Consider the following 11,305-nt stretch of genomic DNA (forward strand, 5'->3'; position numbering starts at 1 on the left):
GGGACGAACAAGCTCATGCTCCATGTCGAGATCCAACAGGTGTGCCGGTCCGTACGCATCTCATTTCGGCGCACGCCTGAGGCGTTTCAGCACCAGCGCGTGGATGCCTAGGCCGTTCTCTCGGCAGCGAAGTAGGGCTCGGCCGCCTCCAGTCGGGGCACCTCCACGCCCAGCCTGCGCGCCTCCGCCAGGGTGTCGCGGCAGACCGCGCGCAGCTCCTCGGGGTTGGCATGGGCTTCCATGACCAGGCGCATCGGCGGAAAGTGCCTGAACAGCCAGGCCATCGCCGGTGCTGCCAGCCAGACGGGCGCGGTGAAAGGACGTAGCTCGCCGCGGTGCCGCCGCAGATCAACGCCACGAGCCTCGACGAGCCGCAGGAGTTCGCGGGTGGCGAGGATCGCTTCGCGTACGTTGCCGGGGGTCAGCTTGGACAACGAGCCCTGCTTGAGGCTCTGCGTGTGCAGGCCCGCGTTCTGAACGAAGTGGATCGACAGCCAGCCACGGAAGTCGGAGCTCTCCCGGAGTCTGAACCCCGCCTCGCGAAACACCTGGCGCACGGCCCGCTCGCGCTCGGTCGGCGGCCGGTCGAGAGTGCCGAAGAAGACCATGGGCAGCAGGGCCCCACGCAGCACACCGTCGTCGCCGAAGCCGCCGCCGGCCCCGGGAAAGCCCCAGGCCACCTGATCAGCGGGAAGGTGTTCGGTCGCGGTCATCGGCTCGACCCAGAGGTTGTTGAAGACGAGCACGGTGGCTCTGCCCACGCGCGGTCCCAGGAAGGCCGCAGCCTCCGCGAAGCCGTAGTGCTGCACGCTCAGCACGATCAGATCGAAGTCATGGTCCGGCTCCAGCGACTCGCGGTAGCGCACTGGCCACCTCTCGGCGACGCGCTTCCCCCACGGCCGTCGCCGGGCGTCGAGCAGGTCGAGATCAATCGCATCGCCGTACGCCGTCGCCCGCCCCGGCCGGACATAGAACTCGACGTGGTGCCCGGCCCGTTCCAGGGCCCATCCGTACGTCGCGCCGATGACGCCCCGGCCGAACATCAAGATCTTCACGCGGCACCTCGTACCCTATAATCGGAGACCGTCTCCGGTTCTCAAAATATGGAGACAGTCTCCACTTGTCAACATGGAGCCCCACGTGACCGATGCCAAGCCACTGCGCGCCGACGCCCGCCGCAACCGGGACGCCCTGATCGCGAAGGCCCGCGAGCTCTTCGCCAGCGGCTGCTTCAACCTGCGCTTCGACGACTTCGCCAAACTCGCTGGCGTGGGCACCGGCACGCTCTACCGCCACTTCCCCACCCGGGAAGCCCTGGCCGAGGCGGTCTACCGCGAAGAACTCACCGCGATGTGTGACCGCGCCCGCGAGCTGCAGGCCACCCTCCCCGCCGACGAGGCGCTGGAATCCTTCCTGCGTGGCTTCGTGGACCACCTGCACCGCCACGAGGGCCTCGCCCGCACACTCGCCACGCTCATGGCCACCCAATCGGGTGCGCTGGCAGAGGGTGCCCAAGCCCTGGGCCAGGTGATCGACGACCTCCTGGCCGCCGCCGCCAAGGCCGGCACCATCCGCGACGACGTGGGCGCTGGCGCCGTCATGATGACCCTCCACGGCATCTGTGCGGCCTACGACCACCCGACCTACCGAACCGACGCGGACGGCGTCATCACTCTCGTTCTCGCCGGCCTGCGCCGCACCACACCAGGTGTTCCAGCGAAGTGATGACATCTGCCGGGATCGACAGTGGTAGTTCCTGCTGGACCCGGCAGCGGCTAGGGTCCGGCTTGGAGGTGGTCCGTGTTCACCGAAGCGTTTCCGATCGTGACGACACCTGACCTGCCACGACTGATCGCGTTCTACCGGGACGTGGTCTGCTTCGAGCTGACCTACCGGTTCCCGGACGAGGGCGCACCGGAGTTCGTCGCCCTCCGACTGGGCAGCAGCGAGCTCGGCCTGGCCGCCAACCCGGAGGCTGGCGGGCCGGCCGACTCACACCGCTGGGAGCTGTGCGTCTACGCCGACGACTGCGACGCGGCGGTGGGCGCGCTGCGCACGGGTGGGGCGACGGTCACCGAGGAGCCGGTCGACCAGCCCTGGGGTGAGCGGTCCGCGCGGGTCACCGACCCCGACGGCAACCGCCTGCTGGTGCTGGCGCGGCTGTAGACGACAGCGCCGGGAAGGGCGCGGTCATCGTCTCCAGAACAGGAGATGGGTGACTCCGCTGGGGCTGGGCACCGACTCGAGGTGGAAGCGGTCGAGCAGTTCGTCAGGGCTGTCCCACAACCGCTCGCCCCGGTCGAGGTCGACGGGCGCCACGGCGATGTGCATCGTGTCGACCAGATCGGCCTCGAGGAACTCGCGGATGGTGGCGACCCCACCTCCGAGGCGTACGTCTCGACCGTCGGCCGCCTGCTTCGCCTCGGCCAGTGCCTCGGCCGGGCTGACATCGCGGAAGTGGAACGTGGTGTCGGACAGGCTGAACGACGGGCGTAGGTGGTGGGTGAGCACGAAGACCGGCGTGTGGAACGGCGGATTGGCCCCCCACCAGCCCTGCCAGTCAAGGTTCTCCCAGGGGCCACGCTGGGGGCCGAACTTATTGCGGCCCATGATCTCCGCGCCGATGTTGCACTCGGCGTCGCGGGTCAGGTAGTCGTCCAGGCCACGGCTGCCACCCGGCTCGGTGCGATACACGAAGCTGGCGGTGGCGGAACGCCAGGAGAACAGCGGGGTGGGGTCCGCGTGACCGAAGGGCCGTTCCAGGCTCTGCCCCTCTCCGGTCCCGAACCCGTCGCGCGAGACGTTGAAGCACTGCACCCGCAACAGTTGCGGCATGGTTTCTCCTCCTTCCTTCGAGGGGCCGTGGTTCAGTTCGCGGTCACCGTCGGGCCGCCTCCGCTGCCCCGGTCGTCGAGCACGAGCGGGGCGCGACCCCGCACCGCGTACCGGATGTGGGTCACCTGTGGGGTGGCAAGGACGCGGGTCGGCGTCAGCTCGAGCCCTTCCCGGTCGCCCAGGTCGAGGTCCGCGTCGAAGAGGCGCAGGCCGGTGCCGAGCACGACAGGTACGACGTGCAGCTCCAACTCGTCGAGCAGGCCGGCCTTGAGCACCTGCCGCACCAGGCCGCCGCCCCCGGCCACCGCGACATCCTTGCCACCGGCCACAGCGCGCGCCTGCTCGACGGCGCTGACCACGCCATCGGTGACGTAGGTGAAGCTGGTGCCGCCTCCCCGCAGCAGGCGCTGGCGAGGGCGGTGGGTGACGACGAAGACCGGCGCGCGAAACGGCGGCTCCTCACCCCAGGGGATCTCACCTCCGTCGGCCATCCGGCACCCCATCACGTACGCGCCGGCCGCGCCGAACGACTCGGCGATCACCTCGGAGTTGGTGTCCTGCTCCCCGCCGGCGAAGCCCTGCCGTTCGCGCCAGGCCGCCGCCTCGGTCGCCCACCGGGTCACCCGGAAGAATTTCGCGCTCTCCTCCGAGTCCATCCAGTTGCCGTTCCCGTCGAACTGCGGCCCGGCGTAGAAGCCGTCCACCGACACCGACAGTTGTGCGGTCACCTTCGTCATCGCGCTCTGGTCCTCTCCTCGGTCGACACCCCGCCTGGGTGCCGCTCCCCGAGGGGTCGGAGCCGAACGCGGCGTCCCTACCGGGAAGAAGTGTGACCTGTGCCACTCGTCGGCTCGGTCAGGTGCCACTGCCCGGCGTGTTCCGGGTCGCGTGACCAGCGCATCCGGGCCTTCTCCTCCGGGCGGGGGCTCCAGTCCCGGTAGGGCGCAAGGGCCACCCGCCAGGCGATCACGGTAAAGACGTAGATGCCCGGGCCGATCAGCCAGAGCAGGGCGTCGCGTCGCCGATAGGAGGCGTACGGCGCGAGCCACGCGGTCGCCGCCACCGGCACCGCGACCGCGCTGAGGTCGGCGAGCGGCCCGCGGCCGAACCGGGACTCGACCAACTCCCGCAGGATGAGGGACGGAACGACCACCCCGACCAGCAACGCCACCGTCCGGATCATGCGGAACCGGCGAGCCGGGGGTACGCGGGCGGCAGTTGCTTCGGAGGGCACCACCGGAGGGTAGGGCGCGGGTGGCCGGCCCGACTAGGGTGGCGATCATGCGGATTGGCATCGTGATCCTGCCGGACCAGCGGTGGGCGGAGTCGCAGCGTCGCTGGCGGCAGGTCGACGAGTGGGGCTTCGACCACGCCTGGACGTACGACCACCTGGGTTGGCGTGACCTGGTCGACGGCCCGTGGTTCGACTCGATGGCCACGCTGACCGCTGCTGCCACGGTGACCTCGCGGATTCGACTGGGCACTCTCGTGGCGTCGCCGAACTTCCGGCACCCGGCCGCGTTCGCCAGGCAGATCACCACTGTGGACGATGTCTCCGCCGGTCGTCTGCTGCTCGGTCTGGGAGCGGGTGGCATCGGCTTCGACTCGGCGGTGCTGGGTGGTGAGACGCTGCCGCCTCGTCAGCGGGTCGACCGGTTCGCCGAGTTCACCGAGTTGCTGGACCTGATTCTTCGGGAGGACGGCACCACCTGGCGTGGGGACTGGTTCGCCGCTGTGGATGCCCGCAACAACCCCGGCTGCGTGCAGCAGCCGCGGGTGCCTTTCGTGGTGGCCGCCAACGGGCCACGGTCGATGCGGTTGGTGGCCCGCTTCGGGCAGGGGTGGGTGACCACCGGCACCGGTGACGACAACGACCTGGAGGGTTGGTGGGCCAGTGTGTCGGCGCTGTCCGCGCGGATGGACCGGACCCTGGACGAGGCCGGCCGTGCCCCGGCCAGCCTGGACCGCTACCTCTCGCTGGATGCCGCGCCGGTCTTCTCGCTCAGCAGCGCACAGTTCTTCGCCGACCAGGTCGGCCGCGCCGCCGAGCTGGGCTTCACCGACGTGGTGACGCACTGGCCACGCGTCAGCAGTTGGTACGCCGGTGACGAGTCCGTCCTGGTGGACGTGGCGACGCGGCTGCTGCCACAACTGCGCGACTGAGCCCGCCAGGCCGACACGTCGGCCCGGTGGGTAGCCAGCGCATCGACCCGGCTGGGAGCCGCCGCGTCAGGTGCCGAGGTCGCCGCTGGCCACACCGCCCTCGCCGCCGGAAACCAGGCGGAAGCGCAGGCAGACGATCGGCGTGTCGCCGTCGACCGGCGTGCCGAGCCGCGCCCAGTAGGCCGAGTGCCCGGCCCGCCACTCCTCGATCGAGCGGTCACCCTCGCCCTCGGCGTGGGCGAAGTCCCAGGGCACGTCGGCGAAGCGGACCACCTCGACTCCGGTGATCTCCACGACGCCGGCCAGGGCGTTGTCGTCGTCGACCAGGGCCAGGCGTTCGCCGACGTGCTCCAACTCCTCGCCTTCTTCCGCGTACTCGGCGAGCCGGCCGGCCGTCGCGGTCTTCACACCGGCCAGCACCAGGGTGTTGAGGGTCGACCGCAACTCGCCGGGGGTGCCGAGGGCGAGGGCGCGCAGTTCACCGATCCGAGGCCACATCCTGCCGAGGCTAGGCCAGGGCGACCCCGGCCGCCGCCGCAATACCCGTCGCCCCGCTCAGATCAGTTGGCCGGCGTAGCCGGGTGCGGTGAGGAGCCGGTCGTCGGCACTGGTCGCGTACGCGTCGGCGAGCTTGACCACGTGCTCGTCGCCGTGGCGGGCCGCGCGGGCGAAGACCTCCGACGGCGTCGCGGGGGTGACGGTCGGTGGCGCGATGCCGGTGGCCGGGGCGTACACGGAGGTCATGGCCGCCGTCGCGGCCCAGGCCGCGGCGAAGCTCGGCGCCCACAGAGCCCGGTCAAGTGCCGGCAGGGTACGCAGCACGGCGGTCGGCGCGGTGACCGCGTGCACCAGCATGACCGGCTCGGTGTGCCCGAAACGCAGGTAGTCCAGGCCGGCCCGGTGCACCAGCGCGGTGAGCCCTCGCTGCGCCTCGGCCGGGCTCCGTGCGGGGCGCAGCGCCGCGAGCGCAGGCTCCCACCGAGGTACGGCCGGCAGCCGGCCCAGCCGGTCCCGGACCCCTCCGGTCTGGTCCTCGATCCGGGGCAGCCCGGCCAGTGCGCCCGCCACGTCGATGTCGTCGGTACCCGGCTCGTCGGGATCGCCGGTGAACAGCCGGTCGGTGCCGGGGATCGGCTGCCAGCGTGCCGCCCAGTAGCCGAGGGCCTGGCCCAACTCGGTGAGCCGCCGTGGGTTCTCCTCGTCCGCTTCGAGCGCGCGTACGGCGTGCCCGACCCGGATCACACCGTGGGTGGCGCCGGCGGCGATGCCCGGCAGCAGCCGGGGCCACCAGGTGCCGAGCACGTCACGCCACTGGTGTTCGCGCAACTGCCGGTCGAAGTAGGCCAGCCAGTCACCGGCGCGCTTCGGGTCGCCGAGCGCGTCCCGCCAGTCGTCGATCGGGTGCAGCCCCCGGGGCAGCTCATCGAGTCGGCCGAGGTAGTCGTCGAGCCAGCGGTGCACCCGTTGCTGGTGCCCGTGCCGGACCAGCGCCTCGACGGCCATCGGCCCGTGGTTGGACAGCCAGCCCTCGAACTCCGGGCCGGTGCGGTGCAGTCGTTCGTACGCCTCGTCCAGTGTTCCCTCGCTCATCCACCGATCGTCGTTCTTCAACCTCGCTTGAGGTCAACCCGGCAGATCCGCGGCGTCGATCAGGCCGGTGATCCGTAGGTCGGCCGCGACCTCGGGCGGGCAGTCCACGGCCACCACTGCGGTGCCCAGCACCTCGGCGCCCCGGGCTGCGCAGATGTCGTAGAGGGCGTGCAGCTGCGCACCGGTACGCACCCAGTCGTCCACCACCAGCACCCGGTCGTCGGGGCCGAGATGCCGGTCCCGTACGGCGAGGTCCACCCGTCGGCCCCGATAGTCCGGTGGGCTCTGTGCCCAGGTGAGTGGCCCGGCCGGCAGGCGTCCGTCACCGGGCTTGTGTGCGGCCACGAAGCCGACCCCGAGGGCGGTGGCGGCCAACGGCCCGAGCAGGAGCCCGGTGACGGCCGGCGCGAGCACCACCGTTGGCCGGGCGGCGCGGTACGGCGCCACCAGGGCCGGCCCCAGCTCGGCCAGCACCACTGGGTCCCGCCACCAGCCGGAGATGTCGCTGACCAGGTGACTGGTGCCCGGGCCGGGGTCGATCCACTGGAACAGGGCGGCCAGGCGTTCGGTCAGATCGGCGGGCATCCGCTCATCCTGCGGCACGGGCGGCGGGCGCGACGGAACCCGGGCCACCCGGCCCACCCCGGGTCGGATGATCGGCTACACGTATCTGTGCAAATACGGGCATACCACCATGATCACGTTGACTTCGGAAGTGCTTCTCTCGTTACGGTCCGATCCGGTTTGTTCAGACGACGAAAGGACCGGGCCGGTGGCAGGCAAGCACTCCCGTACCCGCATCTTCTCCTCCCCGGCGGGCATCGTGGCCACCGCGGCGGTCGGCGTCGCCCTCGCCGTCGGCGGCACGGTAGGTGCCGTGCAGTTGGTCTCCGGCCCCGACCAGTCCGGGCAGGTGGCTCTCGACCTCACCCCGACCACCGCCGCCAGCAGCCTCACCCCCAGCTCCCCGGCCGCCACCCCGAGCGTCAGCGCCTCGCCCAGCGTGACCGCCAGCCCGTCCGCGACCCGGTCGCAGCAGGCCGCCTCGCGGGGCAGGGAACGCACCACGTCGCCGAAGCCCAAGCCGAAGCCGACCGTCAAGAAGACCACGGCCGCGGCGAAGGTGCTGGAGAGCGGTTCGTGCGGCGCCTCGTTCTACTCCGACGGGCAGCTCACCGCCAACGGTGAGTCGTTCAACCCCGACGCGCTGACCGCCGCGCACAAGACGCTGCCGTTCAACACCAAGGTCCGCGTGACCAACCCGGCCAACGGCAAGTCGGTGACGGTGCGGATCAACGACCGTGGCCCGTTCATCGACGGCCGCTGCCTGGACCTCTCCCGGGCCGCCTTCGCCAGCATCGCGTCGGTCGACGTGGGCGCGCTCACCGTCCGCTACGAGGTCCTCGGCTGAGCGGGAGTGGCGACGCCGATTCGGTCGACCGACTGGGCCGGCCGGACAGAACCTCCTCAGACGACGGGTCAGGTTCATTCACCGGTTCACGTGGATCAGGCAAACTGTCCCTCGTACCCACGCGACTCCTCCAGTCGGGCCGTCGCCCGCTGAGCCCCGGATCCCGCGCCGGCCTCGGCGCGGCCCTTGTTCTGCTCGCGATCGTCTCGGCGGTGGAGGCGGCGGACGGCCGTAAGGTGCACTACGTCGCGCTCCTGGCGGCCGCGCCGGTTCTCGCCGCCGCCCTGGCGTCCTGGCTGGTGGTCCTGGGGGTGGGCGTCGCGGCGACACTGATCGGCGCCGGTTTCGCGCTGGTCGCGCCGAAGGTTTCGTTGGCCACCTCGGTCAACGTTGTCGCGGTCGCTCTCGTCACCGGAATGGCCGTGGCGGTGGCCTGGGTTCGCCAGCGGCAGGCCGAGCGGATCGTGGAGCTGACCAAGCTCGCCGCCGTGGCCCAGCAGGCGGTGTTGCGCCCGCTCGGGCCGCAGGTGGGCACGCTCTCGGTCGCGGGACGCTACATCTCCTCCACCGCGACTGCCGAGATCGGCGGCGACCTGTACGAGGCGATCGACACCCCATACGGCGTCCGCATGATCATCGGTGACGTGCGGGGCAAGGGCCTGGACGCGGTCCGGCTGGCCAGCATCGTCCTCGGTTCCTACCGGCACGTGGCGTACGAGCGGGCCGACCTGCGGGCCGTCGTCGCCGACCTGGACCGCGCGGTGGCCCGCAACGTCGGCGACGAGGACTTCGTCACGGCGGCACTGGTCGAGGAGCGTGGTGGCACCCTCACGATCGTCAACTGCGGGCATCCGCCACCGCTGCTGCTACGCCGAGGTGCGGTGATCCCGCTGGAACCGCCGGCCCCGGCGCCTCCGCTCGGGTTCATGCCGGTGGTCCGCCCCCGGGTCGAACGCCTGGAGCCCGGGGACCGGCTGCTGCTGTTCACCGACGGTCTCGGCGAGGCGCGGCGGGACGGCGAGTTCTTCCCGACCGCTGACCGTGCCTGGCGGCTGCTCGGCCATGGCACCGTGGCCGACGGGCTGGCATCGCTGGAGACCGCCCTGGTCGAGTGGGTGCACGGTCGGCTCGACGACGACATCGCGCTGGTTCTGATGGAGTACGTGGGTGCCCGCGCCGGCGCGGCCGTCGCCGTCCCGAGCTGGGAGGTCGGCGCCGCCGAGGGCTGAGCCGGCCGACCGCGCCCGCAGGTGTGTAATCGCCGTCACTTGGGTGATCCGCTTGTCGCTGCCTACCCGCGAGTAATACAGTCGGGGTTACTGATCGGTAACACCTGTCCGGAAGCGGGGCCAGCGAGCATGACCCACTACAAGAGCAACCTGCGGGACCTTGAGTTCAACCTGTTCGAGGTCTTCGGGGCGGACCAGGCGTTCGGCCAGGAACCGTACTCCGAACTCGACGCCGACACCGCCCGCAGTTTCCTCTCCGAGCTTGATCGCCTCGCTCGCGAGGACCTGGCCGCCAGCTACACGGACAGCGACCGCAATCCGCCGGTGTTCGACCCGGGCACGCACACCGCGCCGCTCCCGGAGTCGTTCAAGAAGTCCTACCAGGCATTCATGGACTCCGAGTTCTGGCGCCTGGACCTGCCGCCGCACCTGGGCGGCACCAACGCCCCCCGCGCGCTCTGGTGGGCCCTCGCCGAGTTGGTGCTCGGCTCGAACGCCCCGATCTGGATGTACGCCTCCGGCCCGTCCTTCGCGCACGTGCTGGAGGTCGAGGGCAACGAGCAGCAGAAGCGGTGGGCCAAGCTCTTCATCGACAAGCAGTGGGGCTCCACCATGGTGCTCACCGAGCCGGACGCCGGCTCGGACGTCGGCGCCGGCCGCGCCCGTGCCATCCAGCAGCCGGACGGCTCCTGGCACATTGAGGGCGTGAAGCGCTTCATCACCTCGGGTGAGCACGACCTCAGCGACAACATCGTGCACTACGTGCTGGCCCGCCCGGTGGGTGTGGAAGGCGTGGGTGGCCCCGGCACCAAGGGCCTGTCGCTCTTCGTCGTGCCGAAGTTCCACTTCGACGAGACCACCGGCGAGCTGGGCGAGCGCAACGGCGTCTACGCCACCAACGTCGAGCACAAGATGGGCCTGAAGGTCTCCAACACCTGCGAGCTGACCTTCGGCGAGCACGGCGTACCGGCCAAGGGCTGGCTGCTGGGCGACAAGCACGACGGCATCCGCCAGATGTTCATGATCATCGAGTATGCCCGGATGCTGGTCGGCACCAAGGCCATCGCCACCCTCTCCACCGGCTACCTCAACGCCCTGGAGTACGCGAAGAACCGGGTGCAGGGCGCCGACCTGGTCCAGCAGGCGGACAAGACCGCGCCGCGGGTCACCATCACCCACCACCCGGACGTGCGCCGCTCGCTGCTGCTGCAGAAGTCGTACGCCGAGGGCCTGCGTGCCCTGGTTCTCTACACCGCCACCTGGCAGGACAAGGTCGCCATCGCCGAGGCGGCCGGCGACGAGAAGGCCACCAAGCTGGCCAAGCGGGTGAACGACCTGCTGCTGCCGCTGGTCAAGGGCGTCGGTTCGGAGCGGGCGTACGAGATGCTCGGGCACGAGTCCCTGCAGACCTTCGGCGGCTCCGGGTTCCTCCAGGACTACCCGCTGGAGCAGTACGTCCGGGACGCCAAGATCGACACCCTGTACGAGGGCACCACCGCCATCCAGAGCCTGGACCTGATCTTCCGCAAGATCGTTCGGGACAACGGCAAGGCCCTCATGGCGGTCGCCGGCGAGATCCAGGAGTTCATCTCCACCGAGGCGGGCAACGGCCAGCTCAAGGAGGAGCGGCAGGCGCTCGGCAGGGCGCTCGGCGAGGTGCAGAACATCCTCGGTGTGATGACCGGCTGGCTGGGCGAGGCGCAGGGCGGCGACACCCGCGCCCTCTACAAGGTCGGGCTGAGCAGCCGGCGCTTCCTGCTGGCGATCGGTGACCTGGTGGTCGGCTGGCTGCTCCAGAAGCAGGCCGATGTGGCGCTGAAGGCGCTCGCCGGCGAGGTCTCCGCCAGCGACAAGGCGTTCTACACCGGCAAGGTGGCCGCTGCCCGTTTCTTCGCCCGTGAGGTGCTGCCCCGCATCGGCGCCGACCGGCGGATCATCGAGGGCGCCGACCTCGACATCATGGACCTCTCGGAGGAGGCCTTCTAGCCCGTGTTTCATAAAGCTCGGAGGTACTGGTTGATGGCGGCGATGGTCAGGGTGGCTTCGTAGCGGACGGCCAGTTTGTCGTAGCGGGTGG

Annotated in this window: 13 protein-coding genes; 6 read left to right on the plus strand and 7 right to left on the minus strand. The window is 70.6% G+C overall.

Annotated features, from left to right (window positions below):
* Nucleotides 1-107: 107 nt before the first annotated feature.
* Nucleotides 108-1,043 carry a 2-dehydropantoate 2-reductase N-terminal domain-containing protein gene (locus ACIBEF_RS21510; protein ID WP_396794962.1) on the minus strand — a complete coding sequence of 312 codons (936 nt, stop codon included), beginning with the start codon at nt 1,041-1,043 and terminating at the stop codon, nt 108-110.
* A gap of 97 nt (nt 1,044-1,140) precedes the next feature.
* On the opposite strand from ACIBEF_RS21510, the gene ACIBEF_RS21515 reads away from it, so the two are divergent.
* Together ACIBEF_RS21515 and ACIBEF_RS21520 are read left to right on the plus strand one after the other, a co-directional pair.
* Nucleotides 1,141-1,725 carry a TetR/AcrR family transcriptional regulator gene (locus ACIBEF_RS21515; protein WP_396794963.1) on the plus strand — a complete coding sequence of 195 codons (585 nt, stop codon included), beginning with the start codon at nt 1,141-1,143 and terminating at the stop codon, nt 1,723-1,725.
* 99 nt (nt 1,726-1,824) lie between these two features.
* A complete protein-coding gene (locus ACIBEF_RS21520; protein WP_396794964.1) occupies nt 1,825-2,166 on the plus strand; it encodes a VOC family protein in 342 nt (113 codons plus the stop codon).
* A 24-nt stretch (nt 2,167-2,190) separates the two neighbouring features.
* On the opposite strand, the gene ACIBEF_RS21525 is transcribed toward ACIBEF_RS21520, so the two are convergent.
* The 3 genes from ACIBEF_RS21525 to ACIBEF_RS21535 all read right to left on the minus strand — a co-directional run bounded on the left by ACIBEF_RS21525 (nt 2,191) and on the right by ACIBEF_RS21535 (nt 4,069).
* The gene (locus ACIBEF_RS21525; RefSeq protein ID WP_396794965.1) at nt 2,191-2,835 is read right to left on the minus strand and encodes a dihydrofolate reductase family protein; all 645 of its coding nucleotides are present in this window, start codon (nt 2,833-2,835) and stop codon (nt 2,191-2,193) included.
* Between the two features lie 32 nt (nt 2,836-2,867).
* A complete protein-coding gene (locus tag ACIBEF_RS21530; protein ID WP_396794966.1) occupies nt 2,868-3,572 on the minus strand; it encodes a dihydrofolate reductase family protein in 705 nt (234 codons plus the stop codon).
* A 77-nt stretch (nt 3,573-3,649) separates the two neighbouring features.
* The gene (locus ACIBEF_RS21535) at nt 3,650-4,069 is read right to left on the minus strand and encodes a hypothetical protein (RefSeq protein WP_396794967.1); all 420 of its coding nucleotides are present in this window, start codon (nt 4,067-4,069) and stop codon (nt 3,650-3,652) included.
* Between the two features lie 47 nt (nt 4,070-4,116).
* Between ACIBEF_RS21535 and ACIBEF_RS21540 the strand changes: the two genes are divergently transcribed.
* Entirely contained in the window at nt 4,117-4,998 is an 882-nt protein-coding gene (locus ACIBEF_RS21540) for an LLM class flavin-dependent oxidoreductase (RefSeq protein WP_396794968.1), read from the plus strand.
* A 66-nt stretch (nt 4,999-5,064) separates the two neighbouring features.
* On the opposite strand, the gene ACIBEF_RS21545 is transcribed toward ACIBEF_RS21540, so the two are convergent.
* Genes ACIBEF_RS21545 through ACIBEF_RS21555 form a run of 3 tightly spaced genes read right to left on the minus strand, consistent with a single transcriptional unit; the run spans nt 5,065 to nt 7,173 of the window.
* Nucleotides 5,065-5,496 carry an ASCH domain-containing protein gene (locus ACIBEF_RS21545; RefSeq protein WP_396794970.1) on the minus strand — a complete coding sequence of 144 codons (432 nt, stop codon included), beginning with the start codon at nt 5,494-5,496 and terminating at the stop codon, nt 5,065-5,067.
* A gap of 57 nt (nt 5,497-5,553) precedes the next feature.
* Entirely contained in the window at nt 5,554-6,588 is a 1,035-nt protein-coding gene (locus ACIBEF_RS21550) for a questin oxidase family protein (protein ID WP_396794971.1), read from the minus strand.
* A 33-nt stretch (nt 6,589-6,621) separates the two neighbouring features.
* Complete coding sequence (locus ACIBEF_RS21555; RefSeq protein ID WP_396794972.1) at nt 6,622-7,173, minus strand: phosphoribosyltransferase family protein; 552 nt, start codon at nt 7,171-7,173, stop codon at nt 6,622-6,624.
* 187 nt (nt 7,174-7,360) lie between these two features.
* On the opposite strand from ACIBEF_RS21555, the gene ACIBEF_RS21560 reads away from it, so the two are divergent.
* From ACIBEF_RS21560 to ACIBEF_RS21570, 3 genes are all read left to right on the plus strand, one after another.
* On the plus strand, nt 7,361-7,999 hold the full coding sequence (locus ACIBEF_RS21560; protein WP_357228011.1) for a septal ring lytic transglycosylase RlpA family protein: 639 nt from the start codon (nt 7,361-7,363) through the stop codon (nt 7,997-7,999).
* Nucleotides 8,000-8,103: 104 nt separating this feature from the next.
* The gene (locus ACIBEF_RS21565) at nt 8,104-9,228 is read left to right on the plus strand and encodes a PP2C family protein-serine/threonine phosphatase (RefSeq protein ID WP_396794979.1); all 1,125 of its coding nucleotides are present in this window, start codon (nt 8,104-8,106) and stop codon (nt 9,226-9,228) included.
* A gap of 129 nt (nt 9,229-9,357) precedes the next feature.
* On the plus strand, nt 9,358-11,214 hold the full coding sequence (locus ACIBEF_RS21570) for an acyl-CoA dehydrogenase (protein ID WP_396794973.1): 1,857 nt from the start codon (nt 9,358-9,360) through the stop codon (nt 11,212-11,214).
* The last annotated feature ends 91 nt before the right edge of the window (nt 11,215-11,305 follow it).

The organism is Micromonospora sp. NPDC050795 (genome assembly GCF_044456785.1).
Classification (GTDB): Bacteria; Actinomycetota; Actinomycetes; order Mycobacteriales; family Micromonosporaceae; genus Micromonospora.

Bases quoted from the DNA above. Each gene is read 5' to 3' on its own strand.
- ACIBEF_RS21550 (WP_396794971.1), bottom strand. From the start codon at position 6,588: ATGAGCGAGGGAACACTGGACGAGGCGTACGAACGACTGCACCGCACC.
- ACIBEF_RS21510 (WP_396794962.1), bottom strand. From the start codon at position 1,043: ATGTTCGGCCGGGGCGTCATCGGCGCGACGTACGGATGGGCCCTGGAA.
- ACIBEF_RS21530 (WP_396794966.1), bottom strand. From the start codon at position 3,572: ATGACGAAGGTGACCGCACAACTGTCGGTGTCGGTGGACGGCTTCTAC.
- ACIBEF_RS21570 (WP_396794973.1), top strand. From the start codon at position 9,358: ATGACCCACTACAAGAGCAACCTGCGGGACCTTGAGTTCAACCTGTTC.
- ACIBEF_RS21540 (WP_396794968.1), top strand. From the start codon at position 4,117: ATGCGGATTGGCATCGTGATCCTGCCGGACCAGCGGTGGGCGGAGTCG.
- ACIBEF_RS21545 (WP_396794970.1), bottom strand. From the start codon at position 5,496: ATGTGGCCTCGGATCGGTGAACTGCGCGCCCTCGCCCTCGGCACCCCC.
- ACIBEF_RS21525 (WP_396794965.1), bottom strand. From the start codon at position 2,835: ATGCCGCAACTGTTGCGGGTGCAGTGCTTCAACGTCTCGCGCGACGGG.
- ACIBEF_RS21555 (WP_396794972.1), bottom strand. From the start codon at position 7,173: ATGCCCGCCGATCTGACCGAACGCCTGGCCGCCCTGTTCCAGTGGATC.